Consider the following 25,130-nt stretch of genomic DNA (forward strand, 5'->3'; position numbering starts at 1 on the left):
GATAATTCATATAAAAGGAAAAGTAGTGATCAAAATTGACAGGTATTCAAAACGCAAATGACTGCTGGCATGAAGACAATGGGAGCATCATCATGAAGCTGCCGGAAGACTTTAATCTAAAAGCGAATCTAGGTTATTTGGAGCGGAACAAGAATGAATGTATGTTTGAAGTCGATAACGGTATCATCACGAGGGCGGTTGCCATTGGAGAAAAACAAGCTTTAGTACAAATTCATGTAAATGAACGGAATCAGATGATCATTCAGTTTTTAAAAGACACCAGACCTGGTAATCAAGAGGAATACGCTGCGATAGTCTCGTACATACGTGAATGGTTTGATCTGGATCGTGATTTGAAGTCATTTTATGAAATGGCCAAATCAGACCCTCTGCTAAAAAACCCCGTTCAAGAATTCTACGGACTGCGCGTAATCGGTGTTCCCGATTTATTTGAAGCACTTTGCTGGGGAGTCTTAGGGCAGCAGATTAATCTAGCATTCGCTTATACTTTAAAAAGACAATTTGTTGAAAAATTTGGCGAGTCAATCGAGTGGAATAGCAAGAACTATTGGTTGTTTCCAACCTATGATCAAATCGCCCTGCTAACACCTGCAGATCTGGCCGATATTAAAATGACCTTGAAAAAGAGTGAATATATACTTGGCATTGCCCGGTTAATGGCAAGCGGAGAATTATCTAAGGAAAAATTATTGAAAATGGAAAATCCTAAAGAAGTTGAAAAAAGCCTAATCAAGATTCGCGGGATTGGTCCATGGACAGCAAATTACGTCATGATGCGCTGCTTACGATTTACCTCGGCGTACCCGATTGATGATGTCGGCTTGCATAACGCCATCAAGCATCTAACTGGTTCAGAGAAAAAGCCTACAAAGGAAGAACTATTAAAGCTATCTCAAAGGTGGGCAAATTGGCAAGCCTATTCGACGTTTTATTTATGGCGTGTCCTCTATTAAAAAAAAATCTAATTTAAAACGTATCTACCCCTCAGTAAGAAAACTGAGGGGCAGCATGTAAACAGTCGCTATATTACTAAAATCATTTTTCAATTGGATATAACGTAAAATTGCAATCTACAATTTCATAACGAAGCGTATCCCCTGTCTCAAATCGTTCTGCAATGGACGTATAAATCGGACCATTCAAATACTCTTCAACTGCTTCCTGGCTATCAAATATATAAATCCCCCCTCGTTCCTCCGTTTCAGGGTTACTTACATAAAATTTTTGAATAAGTCCCCTTTCCTTTAAGGAACGAAACTTCGGTAGACTCGCTTCAGACATTTTGGAAAGCTCCTCGATAGATTTAGCGCTTTTGAAAGTCACTTTCAATACTACTAAACTCATCATAATTCCTCCTCTTATTTTTAATACTTTTGTAGTTATTTCCTCTTCCCATAAGTAACTTCTAGTCCTGCCTGCACATCCATTTGAATGCCATACTGCGGAATTGGATAGCGCATTCCGTTTTTGCTTAAAGCCTCTAATCCGTCTAAAGCCTTTAACAAATCTTCCGGCGCTAAAGCCATTAATAACTCATCGTCCAACACCCCGCCAAACCTGCGTTCAGCAAAACAAGGGATGGAAAGACTAGGTTTTTTGGTTGCAAGGGCACGCCCCCATGAATCTGCACAGGAAGATTCCCCCACAACACTCCATTCAAATTTTTCAAAATTCCTCCACTGAAGGCCGTTAATAAAAAGAATCATTTGCCCAGGAGTCCCATAGATAAGACAAATATCAGGATCAGGCAGCCGATTGGAAACAAGCGGCGCAACGGCCATCGCTTCATATTTCCCATGGGGGACGACCGTCATTTCCCGCTGGTGTTTCGCAGAATCCTGCTGGTTTTCAAACCATACGCCAGCCATTTGTTCTCCAGACAGCCATTCCTCATTTCGCGGATGTAATCCCAGGACCACCTGGCATTGTGCACCGACAAGATCTTCTGCTGTAATTCCTACCGTCCAGCCCAATCTTGAAGCTTGGGCGACAATTTGGTCGGTTGTGTGGATGCTTTTTGGCCGCCGTATCTTAGGAATGGCTTCCATATCCTCTTTCTTCTCAAACATTTTCATGCCAATTGGAATGGTTTTAATTTTGAGATACTGATTTAACCTATCGACAATTGCTTTCCAATCATACGTCTTCTCTACATTTTCCATATGTTTTCCCCATTTCTCTTCATAATTTTTCTAATACTATTGTAGGAATTTTCTGAATACACACAACGCTTTACTACTATTAATCTTGGAAACTGATATAATAAAAATATCACTATGATGGATGGTGAACTATTTGCGTATAGAACAGCTAATGTACGTTGTTGAAATTGCCAGGACGGGATCGCTTTCTGCAGCAGCGGAACGCCTGCATGTGGCGCAGCCAAGCATTAGTCATGCGATATCTTCTCTTGAACACGAATTGGGCGTTAAAATTTTTAAACGTTCCAAAAACGGTGCTCTACCAACTGAAAGCGGAAAAGCTGTGATTTTAAAAGCTCAGGAAATCCTCAACAAAGTCGAGGAACTGCAGGAAACCGTTAATATCGAGCACTCGCTTATAAAAGGACGGTTATCCATTGCATCCATTGCTGGCGTCAGTACAAGTGTTTTACCTCGGGCATTGGTTATTTTCAAGAAGAAATATCCCGGTATAGAACTAGAACTAATTGAGGATGATACGCGCACAATCAAACAACTCGTTATCGATGGAAAAACAGATATCGGTTTGACACTTGCCGATGATTTGGATTCAAAGCTTATAAGTGGACACCTTTTTACTACTAAATCTATTGCATGTGTAGGTAAACATTCCACTTTTGCGAGACATAATGAAATATCTATAAAAGAGATCTTAAAACATCCCGTTATTTGTTCCACTGATTCGCTTAGGAATATCTTAAAAAAACACGGAACGCCAAACTATTTAATCAAGTCGAAAAATTTGGAAGCAGCCAAACATATTATTGCGCAAGGAATGGCGATTGGTTTTTATACTGAAATGTCATTAAAGGTTGACCCATATGTACATACGGGAGAAATCATCCCATTAGACATTTCTGATGAAAAAATTGAAGTCAATTATTGTTACATTCAATTAAAAACCCACCGTTCCATTGCAAGCCAGGAGTTTATAAAAATACTAAAAGAACAAATTAGCTATTTCCAAAGAATATAATGATTGCCCCCCATAAATTGAGGGGCGTTTTTTTACATGACGACGGAACCTTGATTTTCCTGTACTTTGACGGTTTTCTTGTATAACGATCTTAAAGTCGGCGAGATCATGATTAAGACCACTACAATCACCACAAACAGGCTGCCGGTGGACATCATATTGATTTTCGGAGGAATGAATTTGCTGAAAGAGCCGTATATGAAGTTCCCGACCGCCATCGCCCCAGAAGCAAGGATAAAATTGACACTCGCGACACGCCCGCGAAATTCATCATTTGCCCTCTGCAAGACAAATGAAAGATTAATTGCCATAAAAACGGCTTGCGATGCACCTACACTTACGCCGACAATAAAGGCTAGCAGAGGCGTACCTGTGAGCCCAAGAAGAAATAAGGTCAGGCCGCTTGCCAATGCCGTCATAATATAGAGGATGCCCTGCCCCCTTGGGGTGGATATGGAGGCTGTACTTAGATTGCCAAGGATGGCCCCTAATCCGATAAACATCATCAAACTGCCGTAAATTCCGCTGTCTGCCCTTAGATCCTGGTGAATAAACTGAGGAAGTAATGATGTATACGCCATCGTTAATAAACAATGGAGGAAAACCATTAGAATTAAAAGGCCAAGTGCCGGAGTCCTCCGAATGTACATCATCCCTTCTACGACAGGCTCAAAAATATTTTTGAGATGCAGATTTCCTAAAGTTGTGGCAGGTTGATTAGTTCGAATCCATAACGATTGGATCCCTGCCCCCGTATAGAGCAGAAAACATAGTGCAAAGACAGTGCCCGGACCAGCCAGAACAAGGATTGGACTGGCCAGAGCCGAACCGATGAATCCTGCGCCATGTGATATTGTGCCTTGCAGCGCCGTGGCATTGTATAGCGTATTCTTAGGAATTAGGTCGGGCATAATCCCGTTCGTACAGGTCATTTGCAGATTAAAACAAATGCCCAAGAAAAATGCACACATAATCACTACCCATGGTGACACAATCCCAATCAAACTCAACAATGCCAAAGCCCCTGTGTTGCATGCATTAGAAAATACAGCAATGGTCAATAAACGCCGTCTATCAAAACGATCGACCAATACCCCGATGATTGGTCCGAAAAGAACCCCCGGAATCATCGTGGCAAAAACGGCTGTCCCTACAAGTGCGGTTGAATTGGACAGCGAATAAATTAACCAGCTGGCAGCTACCGTAAAGGAATATTGTCCTGAATTGGCCAACGCTGAACTAATCCATAAATAACGAAAATAACGGAATCCCAGTGATGCAAATGTTTTTGGAAGCTTCATAACGAATCTCCTTCTTGGTTAGCTTACTCTCCGTAGGCATTCAATGCATTGATACTATGAGCAAGCGCGGAACCTGCTTTTAAAGCGGTGGCGACAAAAATCGCTTCCGTTAATTCTTCCATTGTTGCGCCCAGTTTCTTTGCTGCTTTTGTGTGGGCATCGATGCAGTAGGCACATCCGGTCACATGAGCCACGGCTACCGCGATAAATTCTTTTTCTTTTTGACTTAATAGACCAGGCTTCATCGCCTCATGGCTAAATCCCAAATAGGAACGGAACAACTCGGCGTTTTCTTCACGAAAATCCTTCAATCGTTTCATATTCGATAATGTATAAAAGTCATCTTCACCTGTTCCGTCGTATGCCTGGAGCGCATTTGCGCCATGGCCTGCAGCAGATCCGGCTTTCAGCGCTGTTGCAACCATGACGGCTTCAAGCATTTCCTCTTTCGATACTTCAAGTCGTTTAATTTGACCAACATGGGCTTCAATACAATAGGGGCAGCCGGTAACATGAGCAACAGCGACAGCAATCAGTTCCTTCAATTTCACCGAAAGTAAGCCTTCCGCCATTGCCTTTTGATTAAAAGCACCAAAAGCACGATAGGTTTCAGGGGCCAGTTTTGCCAATTCCGATAGTCTTCTACGGTCCGATTTTTTGTACAAGCTTTCATTGCTCATCTTTATTCCTCCTCATTCAATTAGAAGACTCAAAGCCTATTTTGGAATTGAGTCTTCTATTCAAGTATATTAATTGAACAAATTCATTTTCATTACAGTGCCTTTATGTTAATGTCAGATTCTATCTCAGGCTCAGCATTAAAACCTAACTCTTCTCCTGATTTTAATTTTTGTGACTTCGACGCAATCATGACGTAAAAAGCAGAACAAACGATGTAAATTAACACTCCAACCAGCAATCCAGCAGTTAAGTTCTTCAGCAGAAGATAGCCTTGAACCACGGAAAGGACGATTGCAATCCCGACAATCCCGTATAAGGTCTTTGGATTAAATTTGAATTTTGATTTCTCATATAACTCCGGATATTTTTTTGGAAGCCTTGTTGCTGCGATAATTGGAATGAGGTTAGCAAAAAATCCGATGCCGCTTCCTAATGATGCAATTACGGTTAGAGAAAATCCTGAAATTATCGGAATTAATCCAATCAGATAAAAAAGAGTTAGAATCAAAATTGGTGTACCAAACTTACTGCTAACCACTCCTAGTTTCTTTGGCAGCCAGCCATCTTCACAGGCAATCAGGATTCCTTTCGTGGCCCATGACATTTGCGCATTTAAGGTGGTCGCCAGCGCAAACATCGCACCGCCAATAATAAAGAAGAAGAAAACAGGCTCAGGCAGAATCGTTCTGGCTACTTCCGTCAACGGCTTATTGGCCACGTCGGCAACTGGCAGAACACTTGAAGCAACGGCCGCCATTAGCGCATAAAGAATTCCGACTCCAACCGTTGTGGTGATAATCGTTAGAGGTATATCACGGCCTGGATTTTTCATTTCTCCGCCAAGTTCGGCAACATATTGAGCGCCTCCTGTAGCAAATGAGAGCAAGGCGACTGCCGAAAGGAAACCGGTAATTCCTCCTGGGAACATTTCTCTCGTGTTAAATACGGAATAATTAATTTCCGGAACCCCCCACGCCACGAACAAACCAAGGGAAATGACCAAGACGATGACCATAATTTTTTCAGCAATTGCAGCCACTTTTACGCCGACAAGGTTGGTGATATAGAAAACTGTTAACATGATAAAAGCAACTAGTTTAATAGGGACACTAGGATATAAGCTTTGTAAGTAATCCGCAAATGATAGCGCATACAATGCAATGGTCAATTGTGTAATGATGAACAGCAGAAGCCAGAAGAACCCTAACTTAGGTGATAAGAGACGACTGGAATATCGGTAAAATCCCCCGGTGGTTGGAATTGCTGCTCCCATAATGGCAGTGGGCATTACCTTAAACAAGGTAAATATTGATGATAGAACAAAAGCTAAAACCACACCAGTTCCGGTCATACCAATCGCTATCCCAGTTAGGGACATGATACCCGCACCAATGATTTGACCTACCGCAATTCCCATCGCATCTCCAAGACCCAGAACCTTCTTCAACTTTGCTTCCTGATTACTCAAATTCCCTTCACCATCCCTTTTTACTAGTTTTTTATATTTAAATTTTTGCTGCAGTACCTTGATGACTTTTTACTGCCTTTTCTAGTCTTTTCAGCCCCTCTTCCAAAATGGATCTCGGGCACCCGATGTTCATTCGAATAAATCCTTCTCCTCCCGGTCCATAGGTGTAGCCTTGATTAAAAGCAACATTGGCGTGCTTTAACATGAGTTGTTGGAGACCTTCTTTATCTAAACCAAGTTCCCGGCAGTCCAGCCAGACAAGATAGCTAGCCTCTGGTTTGATCACTTTGATTTCCTTGATATTGTTTTCGATATATTCGCTCAGGTAATTCAAGTTTTTTTCAATATAATCAACAACTTGTTCTAACCATTCACCGCCAAAACGATAAGCGCTTTCAGTTGCGGCAATCCCAAATGTATTCGTATGTCTTAGAGACAATCGATTCATAGTCGCATTAAATTCATCTCTCAGCTTTTGATTGGGGATGATAATATTGGAAGTCTGCAAGCCTGCTAAATTAAAGGTTTTGCTAGGAGCCGTACAGACAATGGTATGCTCAGCAAATTCTTCAGAAATGGAGGCAAAGACTGTATGCGTTTTTCCTTTAAAAACTAAGTCACAATGGATTTCATCGGACACAATGAGAATGTTGTTCTCAATACAAATCTTCCCTAGCTCAGTCAACTCTTCTTTTGTCCAGACACGTCCTGATGGGTTATGAGGATTGCAGAGAATCAGCATTTTGACGTTCTCATCGATTCTATTTCGCAGGTCTTCAAGGTCCATCGAGTAATTACCGTTTTCATGTTTTAACTGGTTATAAACAACTTGACGGTTATTATTAACAATCGCATTAGTAAACGGATAATAAACCGGAGGCTGGATCACAATTTTGTCTCCAGGATTCGTAAAGGTTTGCACAAGATAATTTAATGCCGGTACCACACCTGGACTATAGCAAATCCATTCTTTTTGTACACTCCAGTTGTACCTTTCCTGCATCCAATCGATAATTGCACGATAATAGGAATCTGGACGTGTGGTGTAGCCAAAGATTCCATGCTCAGCCTTTTTGATGATTGCTTCGATCACTGGCGCCGGTGATTGAAAGTCCATATCGGCCACCCACATAGGAAGTAAATTCTTTTCCCCGAATAAATTCTCTGTTTCATCCCATTTTGCAGAAGCGGTTTTATGCCTATTAATTTCGATGTCAAAATTGTACTTCACTGTTAATTTCCTCCTTAATCAGTTTTTCAAAAATACAAAACTTTTTGTTGTAAGATAACTAATAGTCTTGTTTTGGTTTCTGAATTAATTGAATATTTTGTTTTATTTAACCATATAAATTGTCCCTTCGTAAAATATTGATTTTTAATAGAAGTATTCAATTCGTCTATAGTTACACGTTAAAAAAGTGCTGGAGTCTGCCCCCAACACTTTGTTAGCCTGCATGTATTTTCTTTTTGAAAAGATTGTCTAGATTGCTGCTCTAGAATGAAACTCGGTCCATTGTGTTACATTAAATTAGAAAAAATAAAAATGAAAATGTTTTGACATTTGGATAAAAATGCTGTAAATTATCAAATGTACGAACAATGAAAACATAAACTTTATATAATATTCGTGTTTAGGAGTGTTATTTCATGGATACAGTATTTGATTACGAAGATATTCAACTAATTCCCGCAAAATCAATCGTAAAGAGCCGTTCTGAGTGTGACACAAGCGTCGAATTTGGCGGTCATAAATTTAAATTACCGGTTGTCCCTGCAAACATGCAGACGATCATCGATGAAAAAATTGCTATTTTCTTAGCCGAAAACGGTTACTTCTATATCATGCACCGTTTCCAGCCGGAAACGCGTCTTGACTTTGTAAAAGATATGCAAGCACGCGGCCTAATCGCATCCATCAGCGTAGGTGTGAAGGAAGGAGAATATGAATTCGTCCAACAGCTTGCCGATGAGAACTTGACACCTGAATTTATTACCATCGATATCGCCCATGGTCATTCCAATGCCGTTATTGATATGATTAAGCATATTAAAAAACTAATACCTGGCAGCTTTGTCATCGCCGGTAACGTTGGAACACCTGAAGCCGTAAGAGAGTTAGAGCATGCCGGAGCGGACGCTACTAAGGTCGGTATTGGACCAGGTAAAGTATGTATTACGAAAATTAAGACCGGATTCGGTACTGGAGGCTGGCAGCTTGCTGCCCTAAGATGGTGCGCAAAAGCCGCAAGCAAGCCGATTATCGCGGACGGCGGTATCCGCACCCACGGTGATATTGCAAAGTCCGTCCGTTTCGGGGCATCCATGGTGATGATTGGATCGTTATTCGCGGGTCACGAAGAATCTCCTGGTGAAACATTCGAAAAGGATGGAAAGTGCTTTAAGGAATATTTCGGTTCTGCTTCAGAATTCCAAAAAGGCGAACGAAAAAATGTTGAAGGTAAAAAAATGTACGTGGAGCACAAAGGGAAACTAATCGATACGTTAATCGAAATGGAGCAAGATCTTCAGTCCTCTATCTCCTATGCAGGTGGAAACAAATTGAAGGATATCCGCACTGTTGATTATGTAGTCGTGAAAAATTCGATCTTTAATGGAGATAAAATTTATTAAAAAAAATGCCTGCCGTTCACTCCGGCAGGCATTATTTCTTGGTAATGTTACTATTTTTCAGCACCAGGTTTTGCTCTTTTGATAAAGAATGCCAGCAGCAAAGCTACCGCCGCTATTCCTGTCGCAACGACAAAAGCGTCATTGATACCGCTAATCGTGGCTTCCTTCATGGCTTCACCATAGATAGAATAGGTTGCCAGCATCTTCCCTTGTTGAACAGGGATTCCAGCCATAGCAGCAAGTCCTTGACCTAGCCCGGATAATTTAGCGGCTAGGTATGGGTTGGCACTCGAGACCACATTCGCGAAATTCGCAGAATGGAATTCACTTCTTGTTGTCATAACGGTAACTAGAAAGGCTGTACCAAGGCTTCCAGCGACGGTTCTTGCCGTGTTCGAAGCGGATGTTCCATGCCCCGCAAGCCGCAACGGAAGCTGATTCATTCCTTCTGTCTGAACCGTCATTGCTAAGAAAGACATCCCAAACATTCGCATAACGTAAAGCAGCATAATATAGCCAAATGATGTAGACATTGTGAGTTTCGTAAATTGCCATGTCGTGACGACCGTAATGATTAAACCAAAAACAGCCAGCCAGCGGGCACCCATTTTATCAAATAGCCTACCGGAGATCGGCATCATGACCGCCATGACAATGGCACCTGGGAGCATCATCAGACCTGAATCTAGAGCAGTAAAGCCGCGAATATTTTGCAGATAGATTGGCAGTAAAATCATTGCTGCAAACATTGCCATATTAATGATCATTCCGATAATCGTGGTTAAAGCAAAGATGTCGTATTTAAACACACGCAATTCAAGCATCGGCTGATCTGTGGTCAATTCCCGCCAGATAAAGGCGATTAAACCAATCACACCAACCGCTAGCGTAACAATAACCTTAGCACTTTCCCAGCCATTATTCCCCGCTTCACTAAAGCCGTATAGTAAGAACCCCAAACCAAGCGTGGATAAAATAAATCCAGGAGTATCAAATTTTGGCTTCGTTACCTCGGTAACATCCACCATCCAAACAGACGCCAGGATGATGGACAAAATTCCGAATGGAATGACAATATCAAATAATACGCGCCAATCATAATGACCAATCAGCCATCCCGACAAGGTCGGACCGATTGCCGGGGCAAACAGCATGGCGACACCCATCAAACCCATCGCTGCTCCACGCTGATTTGGCGGGTATATGGTCAGAAATACCGTCATCAAGAGCGGCATAATGATACCGGCACCCGCTGCCTGGACAATCCTTCCCAGCATTAACAACGAAAAGGTTGGCGAAATCGAGCAGATCACGGATCCCAGGGTAAAGGATATTACAGCAAAAATAAATAATTTCCTCGTCCCAAGTCTTGCCGTTAAAAACGCAGTTATAGGAATAATGATACCGTTCGTTAACATATACCCTGTTGAAAGCCATTGAACCGTGCTTGCGGAGATGCCCAAATCATTCATGATATGTGGAATCGCCACATTCAATAATGTTTGATTCAGAATCGCTACAAATGCACCAAGCATCATGGCTGCAACTACTTTACCTCTTTTTCCTTCAAATTGCTCCGCCGTTAAGGAATTGGCGGCTGGCTTTCTTGCTGGTTGTTCTTTTTCTTTCGTCTTTTCAACCGTTTCAGTTAGGGGCTTTTGTTCAGATTGTTCGTCTTCTTTTGACTGTTCTTCTACTTCCTTCATTAAAACAATGCCTTTTTCTTGTTCAGGCTGATCAACCTTTTCCGCCTGCAGTTCCTGTTTTTTAGATTTATTTTGTTTTTTCAACATTACATTTACAAATAATAATAGAAGGACCGATATTAGAATATAACCTGTAAGGTATATGGACATGTCATCACCTACTTATGAATTCGCACTGTCACATTCATACCAGGAACTAATCTTTCTCCATAATGATCAAGCGAAATTTTGACAGGAACAACCTGTGTTTCTTTTGTGTAGTTTCCTGAAGCATTGTTTTTTGGTAAAAGTGAGAAAGTGCCGGCTGTTGCCAAGCCAATTTCTTCAACCTTGCCGTTTAGCGTGATGTTTGGAAACGCATCAACATAAATATCGACATCCTGGCCCACTTTCACATCATTCAAATCGGTTTCTTTAACATTAGCTGTTACCCATAGATGGTCAAGGTCATAGCTGACAGCAAGCGGTGTTCCGGCAGCAACCATCGTATTTTCCACTGCATTTGTTTGGACAATGGTGCCGTCAGCAGGAGCTTTAATATCCACATCAACTGCTCCTTTGTCACTTACCATTTGAACTGTGCCAATCGTGTCATCCTTTGAGAATGTATCGCCTGTCTTTCCAGTCCATTTTGTCAATTTTCCAGTTGCAGGTGCAGCAACACTTACCTGCTGTCCGGCAATTTGGGCGTTATCAGTGGATAAATAGTTGACAGATTGATTAAAGTAATAATACCCCGCAAAGCCTCCACCTACTAAAATAATCAGTAGTATGACATTTATTAAAATCATGCGTTTTGCGTTCATAAATATAAAGTCCTCCTTTATTCACTTAAAATATCTTGGATTTGCTTGTGAATGCGCAATAAATGCTGAATATCCTCATCCGGCAATTGCTTAATCTTGTTAAGCTTTTGGACAAGCTCTGATTCATTCAATATCGCTTGTTCCAATTTCTCTTCCCCTTTTTCCGTTAGATGAATTGTAATGGACCTGCGGTCATGGGGCGGATTGCGGCGTTCGACAAAACCGCTTTGCACAAGCCGGTCGACTACCCCGCTGACGGTACTGTTCGTTAATTTCAGGATTTCAGCTAGTTCCACTAATCCAAGATTTGGTCGCTGGGAAATTTTATACAAAGCCTTCAACTGAACAACGGTTAATCCGTTCTTATCAGCATCTTTTTTCGACACTTTAAAGAGAAGCTTGCTTATATCTGAAAATGAATTCAGAATCTCACTGTTATAGGCAGTCTTCATGTCCCCTCCTCCTTTTTTAGGTATTATTTACTATGCGAATATTTCGCATGCGAAATAATTTGTGTTACCTATAATCGCACATCTTCCTTTTTCCTGTCAATTGGTTTATCCACCATTAATAAAAATTTAATAATTATAAACTCCCCTCCAGTTACAATATTTAAAGGAATCTGCCACCTTTGTGACCTTTAATGTTGAATTTACAAATTGGTACATTTAAAGGTACATAGTACGAAATGGGAAAATTTAAAATTGCTTCCTAAGTAACTCCTCTTGATAAGTTTTTATCTCTTCTTCCGTCATCTTGTTGAAAATAGGATTAGTGTATGTTACCTTACTTGCTTTCACTTTAGTGATCATCATTTCACTCCCCTGCTATATTTGTGTGAAATTCGGTAAGTATTTTTTGTATCTTTAAACTATTCTGTATATTTGGATTATAATAGGATAATAGACTGGTGAGAAATATGAGTATTTAATAGGGGATATAAGCAACGCTTATGAGTGGGTGCTTTTGCATTAAAATAAGACCACAAAAAAAGGACCTCCTTGGGCTTGGCCAAAAAAGGTCCTTCCTTGGACTGTCAATTTACTGCATTAAGCACAAGAAAAGGCTTGGGCAATGCAATCTGAAACGCAAGATAAAGTTGATTCGCGAGCCCCTAGCAAGCTTCCCAATAGGAATGCTACAACCAATACAAGGCCTACAACAATATCACCCAGTGTTGGACAAGCAGGCAATGTAACTGCCATGGATAATCCCCCCTTTTCTCTTTTTTACATAAGGAAGATTGTATCCTCCTTATATTAGACAAGCTATGTGGAAAGGAGTAGATTCGTTCTAGTTAAAAAGTGTATTTTATTATATAAATATATCATTTTAATAACAGCTAATTACCCGAAATCTGAATTGGTTCTGCTTCTCGTGGAGTATAGTCCTCCAGAATATTCCGACTTGCTACGAATAATATGTTCTGCTTCGATATTTTCTTTGGATTTGGCGCAAACACTTTCACACAAGGATAGATTTTGGAAATCGTTGAATATAATGTAAGCAAGAATTTATCATGTTTTAGTTTTCCAATATAGTTTATGATTAAAACCCCTGTGTCGGACAGCTTCTCATCAGTTAAAGTAAAAAACTCCTCCGTTGTTAGATGAATTGGGACTTCATCATTATTGAACGCATCTAGAAAAATGATATCCTGAGAATGAGCCTCCTGTTTCATTAAAAGAACTTGTCCATCGCCAATTTCAACATTATGACCAGAATGACCAAAGTACTTCTTTGATACCTCAACAACCATCGGGTCAATTTCCGCCGTAACCATATTTTTATCAGAATAAAAAGAGCTGACAGTGCCAATTCCATGACCAATAATAAACCCTTTTTTAAAATCAGATTGATAGTGTTTGATAAGATCAACTGTAATTCGAATATATGAAACGACCAGATCATTAGGTTGCTCCAAATTCATGATTCCTTGACTAGCATTGGATGAAGACTGAAGCATCCTAAATCTTCCACGCTTTCCTTCATATTGACTTCGCTCTGTTACATAAATATTTTGATAATCGCTAGATGTCTTATAAATTATTGTTGACCCGAAACGGGGAATAAAATTTTCAAAATCTTCATTTTCATATATTGAATTCATCCATTCACCTCCTGAAGCATGTTTGCTATAGAATATTCAATTGTACTTATCGCGGAATGAATAGATAGCATAGAAACTAACAAAAAAGAAAACTTCTTCGATAGTGGTTATTCACACACTTCATTTTTGCAGTAAAACATATGATAAAGTAAATTTTTGATTTTAATAAACGGTAAAGGAGTAATATTATGGATGAAAATGTTGTTGAAAATAATAATCCTGATGGGATGAATGTGGATTTGGAGAAACTCAAGAATTTAACGGGCAATTTAGGAAACCAACTTGATATGAATTCCCTGATGCAGATGGCAACCACTCTTCTAAAAAATGATTCGTTTTTAACTTCTGTTGCTGGACTTAGTAAGCTGAAACTCCCTGCATCTTTAGCACCAAATGCAGAGACGTCTATCGTATCTCAAAGCCAGGAGAATTCCGCTAATGTGGTTACAGAATTACAAAAAGTAAATGAAATGCTATCCTCTCTAAATAATAATTTAGAAAATATATCTAACGTGGTTAAAGAACTTAAACAACAAAACGAAATACTGTCATCTATGGCTCAAAAATTGGACAATATCACAAATGATAATTCAGGTTTTTACAAACTATTTAAACGAAAATCAAAATAAAAATTAGAGCATAAATGCGGTGAAGCGGCGAGCAGCCTCATCGCTTTTTTCATTTATATCTCTTTTCAGTTAAAACTCTACCAACAATTTTTTCCGTAAAAAAAGACATCCCCTCTCCCTAGGGGATGCCTCAATTCCTTACTTCTGATATTTTGACAATTTGGAAGTTACTCCTGAAGACTTTCGCTCAGGTGGTTTTGCTTTCAGATTGGAAGCCCAGGAAACGGAGGATTCATATCTCTCAGCATGTTCCTTCTTGACGAGATATTGCAGGCGCTCTTTGTTTTTCTCCAGTGATTCCTCCAAGGATTGCATGCGGCGCCTCGGGAAAGACAACCCTGCCAAAATTGTCGTAATCGTCGGATCCCCTTCTGTTATATAGGTTCCCTCAAATAGCTCTAAAGGCTCCCCAATCCCCTCAAAAATAGAAGGCACATTAATGAGTTTCGTGACTGTCTCCGGTCCTTCATATATAAGTCCTGCCCGAATGACTCCGACTGTATCAACAGGGCAAAAGATGGAGGTTGCCCAAGAGCGTTGAATGCTTTCGGCCACTTCTGCCGTCGTCTCCGCATTAGTAACGGGTGCCGACGAAATCAACGTTACTCCTCTTGTATTGAGGATATTCATCAAATCCGTTTCATCAAAATTGCCGTAAAATGAACTCTTTTGTGTTACTTCCAGGACATGGCTGATGGCCTCCATAACCTGATGGTTGGACTGAAGATAAACTTGCTGCTTGCTTGATTGCGGATTTACTTTCCGCATTTGATCGTTATCCACTAGAAATACGGAAGAAATGCCTTCAATTTTGGAAATCTGCTCAATGCATTCAGCCGCATTGATTCGATTCCCTGCCAGCACATTCCGTTCAGGCACAACCGCAATTGCCCCGATGTTCATACCCGGCAGCTGGTCTAATAAAATATCAATTAACAGCGGACTCATTCCCGACCCAGTTCCACCGTCCGTCGAGAAAGCAACTAATAACAGTTTGACGTTTTTAAAGGATTTTTTAACAAAGTCAATCAGTTCCCGATAATGTTCGTGAACCGCCCGTAATCCGACTGAACGGTCCTGCCCTGCACCATTATACCCGGGCACAAAATATTTCTTTTCAACCTTTGTATTGACTGCCCCATCACGTTGATTAGTGTTAATAAGGGCAGTTTGAAAGCCCATCGTCGTTGCTATTTCAGCGATATTTCCACCTGCTTGACCTACCCCCAAGATGCCGATTGATTTCACCTTATCGCCTCCTTATCTACTATGAAAATATTCATTTTTTGCAGATTTAGACTTATCCATTGAAAAATTGGCCTGTCTAATCAGTTCATTTAAGCCGCAAAAAGGAGTTTCGATAGGTAAACGACAATGGCAACGGTAAAACTGCTGATAATGGTCGTTAACAGTACCGCTTGCGAGGCATATTCCGGATAATTGTCATACTCTAGCGCAAGCAGGGAACTATTTCTCGATGTCGGAAAAGAACTGGCAATAAATAATGCCTGTGCAGTAATCCCTTTAAGATCAAGTACCGTGATAACGAAAAAACCAACAATTGGCGAAATAATCAACCTGCCGATGACAATCCAAACTATGGGCCGGGAAATGTTAGTAATTTTTAAATACGCGACCTGTGCACCTAATGTAACGAGCGCAACCGCTAAAAAGGCGTTTGATGCATTTTCAATTGGCTTCCAAATATAAAATGGAATTTCCACATGAAGCCATTTTAACAATACGGCCAACAATAGAGCGTAAATCACCGGTAGCCGCATAATTTTCCGCAAAACTTCCATCCCGCTGCTCTGGGCAGAAACACAGTTATATAAACCGTAAGTAAATGTGAGTATGTTTTGAAATATCATGATGATGATTTGGATGGACATAGCGATCGGATTCCCGGCAAAAGCCATTTCGCTGACCGGCAGACCGTAATTTCCGGAATTGCTTAAGACCATACTGTTTTTAAACGTTGAAGACAGCTTGCGGTCAAATTTGTTTGCTTTTGCAATTATCATACTGATAAGAATTAGAATAAAGTTAAACAGCATTAAAAAGCCTAACGTCTGACTAACGACCGCATTGGGCAACTTGCTCTGATATATATTGACGAAACAAACTGCCGGTAATAAGAAATACACTGTCAAAGTTGACAGTGTAGATAAATTTAACTTAACAGTCCGCTGCAAGATGGCGCCTGCCACGATTAACACAAAGATCGGGAAAATGATATCCAGCAAAATATGAAACAATATATTCATTGAAATACCTTCTCTCTCTATAAAACCAAAAATCCTATTTATTCTTTATCGTTATAATAAATCACCTCAGAAAGAAATTTGCAACCTGATACATTGCCAAACGCTTCCCTTGCTTCCTGCTCAGAATAAAATTCATACATTGAGACATTATTTTTTCCTAAAAAGACGGTAATAATCCACATATTGAATCCTCCAGCCTATTTTTCTATTAAAAAGGAATAATGCCTAAAACAATTGCAACGACGATCATCACCAATGTCGAGCCGCACGCCCATTTTAGGAATGTACGCTGCAGGTCGCCGAAGTCTTCGCCAACCATACCAACCAAGAGGTAGGTCGAAGGGACAAGAGGACTTAATAAGTGAACAGGCTGTCCTAACAATGATGCCCGTCCAAGAAACGCCGGGTCGATTCCATATACACTCGCTGCTTTAGCAAGCAAAGGCAGCACCCCATAATAGAAAGCATCATTTGACATGAAGAAGGTTAATGGTGCGCTAATAATCGCTGTAATCACAGCAAAATGTGAACCCATGAAGTCTGGAATATAGGAAATCATTGCAGTTGCCATGGCATCTACCATTTTTGTACCTGTCAAAATACCTGTAAAAATCCCTGCCGCAAACACCATTGAAACAACTGACAAGGCATTGTCTGCATAGTTGGCAACTCGTTCCTTTTGATCGCTTAAGCGTGGGTAGTTAAGCGTAATCGCAATAGCGAATCCAAGCATGAACAAGACTGTTGTTGGAAGCCACTCTTGGATTAATGCTACTAATAGAGTAATCGTCAAAGCATAGTTTATAAGAATTAACTTAGGTCGTTTTAGGTAGGCAGCCTCTGAAGTGGCAGCTACCATATTGCTCGTGCTAGGATCGATTTGCAGGACACCAACCCGTTTCCGTTCTTTTCTTCCAAGCACGAATGCCATGAATAAGACGAACACGATTCCGCCCGCCATACTTGGGATCACCGGTGTAAAAATATCTGACATTTCCATATGTAAAGCAGTCATCGCTCTTGCTGTCGGCCCGCCCCATGGAAGGAGGTTCATGACGCCTGAAGCGGAAACGGCAATTCCGGCAAGCGTTAATGGTCTCATGCCAATCCGTTTATACAATGGCAACATCGCTGAAATCGTTATCATATAAGTGGTCGTCCCATCCCCGTCGAGAGAAATCAATAGGGCGAGGACAGCCGTTCCAATCGCTACTTTGACCGGGTCCCCTTTTACCACTTTCAGTATTGTCGAAATGATAGGATCAAACACTCCGGCATCAATCATAATCCCGAAAAACAGAATCGCAAACAGAATCATAATTCCGGTTGGCGCAACACTTTTAATCCCCTCTAGCGCCATCGGTCCCATTTCCTTCCCAAAGCCGCCAATCAATGCAAAAATAACAGGTACAACGATTAGCGCCACCATAGCAGGAAGACGTTTTGTCATAATCAATGTCATGAAAATAATAATCATTAAAAATCCTAAAATAGCAAGCATTGTAGTCACCCCTTTTGTTTGTAAATTAAATATAATCAAAATATTCTGTGGTGAAAACGTTACCAAAATAAAGTTCTTATCGTAATTTAAGTTGATTTTGTACATATTGTTCACAGGAGGGGGATTTTTCCAAAAGGAAAAGGAAGGCAACCTATTCGCCTTCCTTTATGATACTGGATAATATTTTCTTTCCGGCCTTCCGACAATTCCGTAGACCACTTCTGCTTTTAACTCCTGTTTGGAGGAAAGATACTCCAGGTATCTTCGTGCCGTAATCCGGGAAGCGCCAATTTCTTTGCCGACTTCTTCTGCAGAGAGCCCCTCTTTCTTTACCTTAAAAACGGCTTTTACTTTTGCCAGTGTAATTTCATCAATTCCCTTGGGCAGCCCAGTACTTTTTCCCTCTTGTTCTGCTTTCCCATTCCTAAATAAAAGGTCCACATAGCTCTGGTTGATTTCCTGAGCAGAGGAAAGCAATGTACGCTTTTTGATATACTCTTGAATGACTTCATCAAATCTTTCCTTGTTTACCGGTTTGATTAAGTAGTTTTCAACCCCATAGTTTAAGGCTTTTTCAAGGAATTCCTTATCCGTTGCCGCAGTGATCATGATAATACTAACCTTCGGAAATTTCTCACGTACAGCGGGAAGAAGATCCGAACCCAGCATATCTGGCATATAGACATCAAGGAGGAGTAAATCAGGATTTTTCTCCTCCAACAAACGAAGTGTTTGTTCTCCATTCAATGACTTTCCTGCTACTTCGATTTCTTCAAATTGATTTAAGAATTTTTCATGCATAGCAGCGATTCGAAAGTCATCTTCGGCAATAACCGTCTTGATCCTATTCAACATTCTCATCTCCTTGCAAGTTCTTTGGAAGATAAACGGTAAAAATGGCTCCGCCATCGGGATTGCTTTGTGCCTCAATGATTCCATTCAGCTCCAGCACGGCCTCTTCCGCATTCGACAGGCCAAATCCTCGCGGTTCCGAACTTTTTTTAGAGGAATAGCCCCTTTCAAAGAGGAGTGGTATGTCAGCCTCATCAAATCCTTTACCGTTATCCGAAATTTCAAATATGATATCACTGCCGATATCTGTCCCAAAAAATTTTACGGCCGGGTCAACTCTGCCATAAACAGATTCAAAAGCGTTGTCAATTAAGTTTCCTAGGATGACAATAAGGTTAGAAAGCTTAATATGGGAGGGCAAAGCTTCCAAATAACTGTCCGAATTAATCTCAAAGCTTATTTTCTTTTCGGAAGCTTTCCCTAATTTTCCTAATAAGATAGCTTGTATTTTTGTATCCTTAATTTGATTAAATACAACCGAATTCTGAAACTGAAGTGCCTGGGTTTCACCTTGAATCATCTCGATGGCTTCCTTGTATTCCCCAAGCTGCAGCAAGCCCAGTAAAAAGTAAAGTTTATTGGTAAATTCGTGGGTCTGGGCACGGAGGTCCTCCGAATACCTTTTTACCTCAGATATGGTATTAATCATTTGCTCAATTTCCGTTTTGTCCCGAAATGATGCCACAACGCCCTTTATGCCGTTTTCATCCACAATTGGCGTACAATTTACGATGACGGTTTTATCATTCCAGACCATTTCCTTGTCTGTTTGCGAGTTACCTGTTTTTAAAACTTCATATAAATAGCTGGAAGGAAACTGTCCATCCACTTTCCTATTTCTAACAGATCCTTGCATCTGAAGAAGTTCTTTCGCCTGTTGGTTCATCATGGTGATGTAACCCTCCTGATTGATTGCTAGAATCCCTTCTTTAACAGAATGGAGGACTGCGTTTTTCTCCTTATAAAGGGTGGCAATTTCGTACGGCTCCAGTCCCATCGTATCCCTGCGGATATTCCGTCCTAGCAGAATACTACCGATCAGCGAAATGAAAAGTGCAAATAAGGAAACAATCAGTACTCTTCTTAAGTTACTGGTAATTTGTTGATTGACATCTTCGAGGAGAAATCCAACTGACACGATCCCGATAATCTCTCCCTGCTGGTTAAAGATAGGAGATTTACCCCTTATCGAAGGCCCGAGCGAACCCTTAGCCTTAGAGATATAATACTCCCCTTTTTCAAGGGCCCTGGCACTATCCCCTCCGGTCATCTTCCGGCCAATTTTTGATTTGTCAGGATGCGAATATCGTATCCTATCGTTATTCCCAATGACGACAAACTCAGCCCCTGTTTCTTTCCGGATTTTTTCAGCAATTGGCTGAATGGTTTTGGTAGGATCACTCGACTTAAAAGCATCGATAATGGTCGGTATATAGGAAACCGTTTTCGAGATTTCCAGTGCCAGCCTGCCTTTGTTTTCCTCAATTTGCTTACTTTCCGTATAACTATAGAAGCCAGTCAATAACAATATCAATATAAGGCTAAGAATCAGAACCAGCATGAATATTTTGGTTTGAAGGGAAACTTTGTTGGTCTTCATGATGCACACCCCCTTAAAAAATCTCTTTTTACATTATAGCTTCTAAATATAGATTTTTCTTTAAAAACTAGCAAATTCATATTTTCTGTTAGTTTCTAATTATCAGCGACCTCCTGGATATTTTTTCAACATAACACAATTGTTATTTCTATGAAATCAAACTGTAATACTATTCTTTTTTTCGATTCATAGAAATAGACACTAAGAGATTACGTGAAATCAACTAGGAGGTAAGTATTGATGAAAAAATTAATAGCGACATTAACAATTGTGATATCACTCTTATTTTCTTCACCTGTTTTTGCTTATACGGTTAAAACCGGGGATACGATGACAAAGATTGCAAGAGAACATAATATGACTTTACAAGATTTAGCGAATCGGAATCCTCAGGTTCAAAACCTCGATTTGATTTATGTTGGACAAACTATACATACTGGTAATTCCGAGGCTGAATTGACGACAGCCAGAACAGTTGCAGTGCGGGCTGCGGCTGCAGATGCCGCGTTAAAACTAGAAGAGAATCAGGGATATTCAGAACAAGAACTAGATTTGTTGGCGAGATTGGTCAGGGCCGAGGCAGAGATTGAGCCTTACGAAGGAAAAGTGGCCGTTGCTTGCGTTGTTTTAAATCGTGTTGCGAGTTCGGCATTCCCAAACTCGATTAGAGAGGTTATTTATCAAAAGGGACAGTTCCAGCCTGTCCGCAATGGGGCCATTAATAAACCCGCGGATGAGGATTCTATTAAAGCAGTACGGGAAGCATTGAACGAGAAAAGGGAACTAGTAGGAGATTCATTATTCTTCTATAATCCGGCAATTGCAACCAGCCGCTGGCTTGATTCAAAGACGACAACCGCCTCGATTGGGGATCATGTGTTTAAAAGATAGTTTATATAGAAGAACCGGGCAGGTTTACCTTTGCCCGGTCTCAATTTGAGCATGTTACGGCAATTTAACCAATTACCTTTTTCAAATCCTCAATAAATTCCAAAACCTTATCCTCTTTTGTCGCCCAGGATGTAACCAGTCGAATGGCAGAGTGGTCGGAATCAACCTTTTCCCAAATATGGAAACAATACTTCTTTTCCAGTTCTGCAATTACCGCATTGGGGAGAATCGGAAAAATTTGATTAGAAGGTGACTCGGTCAAAAAAGAAACATTCAATTTCTTTATTTCAGCAACAAGTAATTCCGCCAGTTTATTCGCATGCCCTGCCAAGTCAAAAAATAGGTTGTCCCGAAACAGTTCAAGAAACTGGATGCCAAGCAGTCTTCCTTTTGCTAAAAGCCCGCCCTTTTGCTTTATATGATAGCGGAAATCCTCCTTTAGCGAGTCACGGCATATCACTAACGCCTCCCCAATCAGTGCACCGTTCTTCGTACCACCAATATAAAAAGCGTCCACCAATGACGGTAGGTCACTTAACTGAAGATCATTCTCCGAGGAGCACAAAGCCGACCCTAATCTCGCGCCGTCCATATATAAAATCAGTTTGTTTTCATCACAATAATCTTTCAATGCCACCAGTTCATTCTTTTTATAAATAGTTCCAATTTCAGTGGAATTGGAGATATAAACGAGCTTCGGCTTTACCATATGCTCATCCGGGTGTCCGTCAAGAACTGCTTGAAGATGGGAAGGATTGAGCTTTCCCTCCTTCGTATCAATCGTAATGATTTTATGCCCAGTCGCTTCGATGGCTCCTGTTTCATGTCCAAGAATATGACCTGAACTTGCTGCCATCGCCGCTTCATGTGGTCTTAAGAAAGCAGAAATTGCGGTTAAGTTCGTTTGCGTACCACCGGCTAAAAGGTGAACATCAACATCAGTCCGCCCCATTTTTTCTTTGATAAGTTTAATCGCTTCACTGGTATAACGGTCCTCGCCATACCCGTCCTCCTGCTCGAAATTAGATTCCATCAAAGCGTTCAGTATTCTAGGATGTCCGCCTTCGCTATAGTCATTCTTAAAGCTGTACATTCTTGTTTGCCTCCGTTTTTTCAAAAATAGAATTATTTTTCCATTGTACCATTATTTTTTTAATAATTTCTAAATTTGCGCACTAAAAAAGCCATCACCCTTGGTGATGGCTTTAACAGAAGTTACACTGCCTTTGCAGCAGGAACGAACCGTTCTTGTTTTTGCTCCGCCTTCCCCTTTTTCAAGCTGAGCATCGCTATAAAGGATACACAGTAAAGCACTGCAAGATATCCCATGGCAACTGTTACGTTCGCGTGCTGCAGGATAAATCCTACTAAAATCGGTGATAAACCGCCTAGTGCCCGGCCAAAGTTAAAAATCGTGTTAGTGGCGGTACTGCGCACTTCTACAGGATAGTAGTGGCTAATTAAAGCACCATAGCCGGCAAACATTCCATTTGCGAAAAATCCGACGATGGCACCGCCGATTAAGACACCGGCACTTCCTGATGCGTAGGAGTATAAAAATACTGCAACTGCTGATGCTAATAAGAAGATTCCGTATGTTCGTTTCATTCCGAAGCGATCGATAAACTGTCCAAATGTTAACATCCCGACAATCATTCCAACCGCGGTGCTGATGGTCCATAGCGCGGAACCAGACACCGACAATCCTTGTGATTTTTGAAGCATCGATGGCAGCCAGATCATTAACCCATTATAGCCGGCAATCTGTACAGTTGCCATGATGGCCAAAGCTAACGTCGTGAAGGCGGTTCTGCGAGTCGCAAACAATTGCTTTAAATTCCCTTGCTTTTTAACCAACTTCTTCTCTTTTTGGGCAGCCACCCATTCCGGCGACTCGTCCAAGTTTTTACGAACCATAAAGGCAAAGATTACCGGAATAATTCCGACGAAGAACAATCCTCTCCAACCCCAGGAAGGAAGAATTACCGCACTTAATAGTGCTGCCAGGATGACTCCATATTGTGCCCCAACACTTACATAGGAGGAAGCGCGCCCCTGCTTGTTCTTTGGCCATGCTTCTGCGACCAAAGCCATTCCAATTCCATATTCACCGCCAGCACCTAGGCCTGCGATAAAGCGAAAGATATATACTTGTTCAATATTTGCGGCCAAACCAGTTAAAGCTGTTCCGATGGCAAATAAAATAATCGTATAGGTGAAAACCTTTACTCGGCCAAACTTATCTGCCAAAATTCCAAAAATCGTTCCCCCAACTAACATCCCCAAGTTGGTAATCGAAGAAATAAGTCCGCCTGTTGCCATATCAATGTGGAAATGGGCAATGATCATGGACATGGCGAAGGAAATAAACATAATATCCATTCCCTCTAACGTTAAACCTGCAACTGATGCAACGACTGTTTTTTTCTGATAATTCACTGTTGTCATTCTCCTTTCGAGCCTCTCTGGACCCTGATTAAAAGATACTTTTGAAAAAATAAAAACCCTTCCGTCGGTAAAGAGACAAAAGGGTTTCATATACACAAAAAGATATATGAGTGTTTCCGTACAACCCTTTTTGGCCTCTCTGGACCATATTAAAGGAGATTTATTTTTTCTTATAGTAACATAATTATAGTGGGCTGTCACGCATAAATTTAATCCCGAAGCCTCGGCTTCGTGGGATCACAATTCGGCATGTCCTGATTGGCTGCTTCTGCCAGTTTGGTAAGATAATAGCATTCCTCCCGCCACATATGGTCCGCCATTAACGGGGCAAATGTCCCTAAAGCTTGCTTACTTAACTCCAGTTCTTCAATTTCCTTTAAAAAGTTTTGAAAAAGTTTAATTTCCAACGAGGCATCTGAGTTAAATTTCGCCAACGCCGGAAATGCCGCCAGGTTGGTCCTTAAATAACCTGCCATCTCGACTGCCTTTAAATAAAATGCCTCAAAATCCTTCGTAAATTTATCACTTTTCTCTCTTAATCTTTTTTCCACACCGTCCAAATTAGAGGAAATGGCATCCGAATGGCCGGCCGCATCCAATAACCAAACAAGATGATGATGTACTTCATGGTAGACAGGCGGAACCTGCCCTGCTTTCAAGTGCTTTAAGATCCGTACATACTCTTCTAATTCGTTGACCATATGGTTGAGAAAGGTTGGGGAAAGGTGAATTTTGATTTTTCCAATCAGGTGTTTACTTAGCATGTCTAATTTAAATTTCCGAAGTCTCATTACCTCTGGTTCTGCTTGGGCTGCCATTTGCTTTGGATCAGTCGTTTTTACTTGATTCAAAAGACTATCGAAAATCTCAATGAAATTGACGGCTTTTTCAATCTCCTCTTTTTGAACGGGTGCCAGTGCCTCGTAAATAAACCGAGAATGGTCACCAAGTATTTGCAGCCAGAAAGCATGCTCAAAGCTGGCAGTCTTGGCAAAAGTGTCATTCATGTTGAGCTCCCCCTTAAAAAATACTAAACATCTT

25 protein-coding genes are annotated in these 25,130 nt (G+C 40.9%); 5 read left to right on the plus strand and 20 right to left on the minus strand.

Annotated elements, in window-relative coordinates:
- The first annotated feature begins 92 nt into the window (after nt 1–92).
- Nucleotides 93–974, plus strand: coding sequence for a DNA-3-methyladenine glycosylase family protein (locus tag ACZ5B7_RS19470; RefSeq protein ID WP_464494532.1), 882 nt, complete (start codon nt 93–95; stop codon nt 972–974).
- Between the two features lie 82 nt (nt 975–1,056).
- On the opposite strand, the gene ACZ5B7_RS19475 is transcribed toward ACZ5B7_RS19470, so the two are convergent.
- The gene (locus ACZ5B7_RS19475) at nt 1,057–1,368 is read right to left on the minus strand and encodes a YdhR family protein (protein WP_464490665.1); all 312 of its coding nucleotides are present in this window, start codon (nt 1,366–1,368) and stop codon (nt 1,057–1,059) included.
- Between the two features lie 32 nt (nt 1,369–1,400).
- On the minus strand, nt 1,401–2,183 hold the full coding sequence (locus ACZ5B7_RS19480) for a DUF169 domain-containing protein (RefSeq protein WP_464490666.1): 783 nt from the start codon (nt 2,181–2,183) through the stop codon (nt 1,401–1,403).
- A 133-nt stretch (nt 2,184–2,316) separates the two neighbouring features.
- Between ACZ5B7_RS19480 and ACZ5B7_RS19485 the strand changes: the two genes are divergently transcribed.
- Complete coding sequence (locus ACZ5B7_RS19485) at nt 2,317–3,198, plus strand: LysR family transcriptional regulator (RefSeq protein ID WP_464490667.1); 882 nt, start codon at nt 2,317–2,319, stop codon at nt 3,196–3,198.
- Between the two features lie 32 nt (nt 3,199–3,230).
- Here the strand turns inward: ACZ5B7_RS19485 and ACZ5B7_RS19490 are convergent, their stop codons facing one another.
- The 4 genes from ACZ5B7_RS19490 to ACZ5B7_RS19505 form a co-directional block, all read right to left on the minus strand.
- Nucleotides 3,231–4,499, minus strand: coding sequence for an MFS transporter (locus ACZ5B7_RS19490; RefSeq protein WP_464490668.1), 1,269 nt, complete (start codon nt 4,497–4,499; stop codon nt 3,231–3,233).
- A gap of 23 nt (nt 4,500–4,522) precedes the next feature.
- Nucleotides 4,523–5,179 carry a carboxymuconolactone decarboxylase family protein gene (locus ACZ5B7_RS19495; protein WP_464490669.1) on the minus strand — a complete coding sequence of 219 codons (657 nt, stop codon included), beginning with the start codon at nt 5,177–5,179 and terminating at the stop codon, nt 4,523–4,525.
- 92 nt (nt 5,180–5,271) lie between these two features.
- Nucleotides 5,272–6,627, minus strand: coding sequence for an APC family permease (locus tag ACZ5B7_RS19500; RefSeq protein ID WP_464490670.1), 1,356 nt, complete (start codon nt 6,625–6,627; stop codon nt 5,272–5,274).
- Between the two features lie 58 nt (nt 6,628–6,685).
- Complete coding sequence (locus ACZ5B7_RS19505) at nt 6,686–7,879, minus strand: MalY/PatB family protein (protein ID WP_464490671.1); 1,194 nt, start codon at nt 7,877–7,879, stop codon at nt 6,686–6,688.
- A 416-nt stretch (nt 7,880–8,295) separates the two neighbouring features.
- Here ACZ5B7_RS19505 and guaC point away from each other — a divergent pair, with 416 nt between their 5' ends.
- Nucleotides 8,296–9,279, plus strand: coding sequence for a GMP reductase (gene guaC / locus ACZ5B7_RS19510; protein WP_213118986.1), 984 nt, complete (start codon nt 8,296–8,298; stop codon nt 9,277–9,279).
- Nucleotides 9,280–9,329: 50 nt separating this feature from the next.
- Here guaC and ACZ5B7_RS19515 read toward each other — a convergent pair whose 3' ends face one another.
- From ACZ5B7_RS19515 to ACZ5B7_RS19535, 5 genes are all read right to left on the minus strand, one after another.
- Nucleotides 9,330–11,135 (minus strand): DHA2 family efflux MFS transporter permease subunit, encoded by a 1,806-nt coding sequence (locus ACZ5B7_RS19515; protein ID WP_464490672.1) that lies wholly within the window; start codon nt 11,133–11,135, stop codon nt 9,330–9,332.
- 8 nt (nt 11,136–11,143) lie between these two features.
- Complete coding sequence (locus ACZ5B7_RS19520) at nt 11,144–11,791, minus strand: biotin/lipoyl-containing protein (RefSeq protein ID WP_464490673.1); 648 nt, start codon at nt 11,789–11,791, stop codon at nt 11,144–11,146.
- 17 nt (nt 11,792–11,808) lie between these two features.
- Entirely contained in the window at nt 11,809–12,243 is a 435-nt protein-coding gene (locus ACZ5B7_RS19525) for a MarR family winged helix-turn-helix transcriptional regulator (protein ID WP_464490674.1), read from the minus strand.
- Between the two features lie 597 nt (nt 12,244–12,840).
- Nucleotides 12,841–12,996 carry a hypothetical protein gene (locus tag ACZ5B7_RS19530; protein WP_213145410.1) on the minus strand — a complete coding sequence of 52 codons (156 nt, stop codon included), beginning with the start codon at nt 12,994–12,996 and terminating at the stop codon, nt 12,841–12,843.
- A 137-nt stretch (nt 12,997–13,133) separates the two neighbouring features.
- Nucleotides 13,134–13,901 carry a spermidine synthase gene (locus tag ACZ5B7_RS19535; protein WP_464490675.1) on the minus strand — a complete coding sequence of 256 codons (768 nt, stop codon included), beginning with the start codon at nt 13,899–13,901 and terminating at the stop codon, nt 13,134–13,136.
- Nucleotides 13,902–14,089: 188 nt separating this feature from the next.
- Here ACZ5B7_RS19535 and ACZ5B7_RS19540 point away from each other — a divergent pair, with 188 nt between their 5' ends.
- Nucleotides 14,090–14,530 (plus strand): hypothetical protein, encoded by a 441-nt coding sequence (locus ACZ5B7_RS19540; RefSeq protein ID WP_464490676.1) that lies wholly within the window; start codon nt 14,090–14,092, stop codon nt 14,528–14,530.
- 138 nt (nt 14,531–14,668) lie between these two features.
- On the opposite strand, the gene ACZ5B7_RS19545 is transcribed toward ACZ5B7_RS19540, so the two are convergent.
- The 6 genes from ACZ5B7_RS19545 to ACZ5B7_RS19570 form a co-directional block, all read right to left on the minus strand.
- The gene (locus ACZ5B7_RS19545; RefSeq protein ID WP_423798602.1) at nt 14,669–15,778 is read right to left on the minus strand and encodes an FtsZ/tubulin family protein; all 1,110 of its coding nucleotides are present in this window, start codon (nt 15,776–15,778) and stop codon (nt 14,669–14,671) included.
- Nucleotides 15,779–15,867: 89 nt separating this feature from the next.
- A complete protein-coding gene (locus ACZ5B7_RS19550) occupies nt 15,868–16,797 on the minus strand; it encodes an AEC family transporter (protein ID WP_464490677.1) in 930 nt (309 codons plus the stop codon).
- Between the two features lie 38 nt (nt 16,798–16,835).
- A complete protein-coding gene (locus tag ACZ5B7_RS19555; RefSeq protein WP_378584749.1) occupies nt 16,836–16,979 on the minus strand; it encodes a hypothetical protein in 144 nt (47 codons plus the stop codon).
- 26 nt (nt 16,980–17,005) lie between these two features.
- Entirely contained in the window at nt 17,006–18,298 is a 1,293-nt protein-coding gene (locus ACZ5B7_RS19560) for a CitMHS family transporter (protein WP_464490679.1), read from the minus strand.
- 165 nt (nt 18,299–18,463) lie between these two features.
- The gene (locus ACZ5B7_RS19565; RefSeq protein ID WP_464490680.1) at nt 18,464–19,153 is read right to left on the minus strand and encodes a response regulator; all 690 of its coding nucleotides are present in this window, start codon (nt 19,151–19,153) and stop codon (nt 18,464–18,466) included.
- Nucleotides 19,143–20,750 carry an ATP-binding protein gene (locus ACZ5B7_RS19570; RefSeq protein WP_464490681.1) on the minus strand — a complete coding sequence of 536 codons (1,608 nt, stop codon included), beginning with the start codon at nt 20,748–20,750 and terminating at the stop codon, nt 19,143–19,145. The genes ACZ5B7_RS19565 and ACZ5B7_RS19570 overlap by 11 nt, the downstream gene beginning before the upstream one ends.
- A gap of 240 nt (nt 20,751–20,990) precedes the next feature.
- On the opposite strand from ACZ5B7_RS19570, the gene ACZ5B7_RS19575 reads away from it, so the two are divergent.
- Nucleotides 20,991–21,641, plus strand: a complete 651-nt coding sequence (locus ACZ5B7_RS19575) for a cell wall hydrolase (RefSeq protein WP_464490682.1) — start codon at nt 20,991–20,993, stop codon at nt 21,639–21,641.
- A gap of 64 nt (nt 21,642–21,705) precedes the next feature.
- On the opposite strand, the gene ACZ5B7_RS19580 is transcribed toward ACZ5B7_RS19575, so the two are convergent.
- From ACZ5B7_RS19580 to ACZ5B7_RS19590, 3 genes are all read right to left on the minus strand, one after another.
- Complete coding sequence (locus tag ACZ5B7_RS19580) at nt 21,706–22,734, minus strand: threonine aldolase family protein (RefSeq protein ID WP_464490683.1); 1,029 nt, start codon at nt 22,732–22,734, stop codon at nt 21,706–21,708.
- Between the two features lie 122 nt (nt 22,735–22,856).
- Nucleotides 22,857–24,080, minus strand: a complete 1,224-nt coding sequence (locus tag ACZ5B7_RS19585; protein WP_464490684.1) for an MFS transporter — start codon at nt 24,078–24,080, stop codon at nt 22,857–22,859.
- 218 nt (nt 24,081–24,298) lie between these two features.
- Nucleotides 24,299–25,096, minus strand: coding sequence for a DUF2935 domain-containing protein (locus ACZ5B7_RS19590; protein ID WP_464490685.1), 798 nt, complete (start codon nt 25,094–25,096; stop codon nt 24,299–24,301).
- Between the last annotated feature and the right edge of the window lie 34 nt (nt 25,097–25,130).

Source organism: Neobacillus sp. S1115, assembly GCF_055385565.1.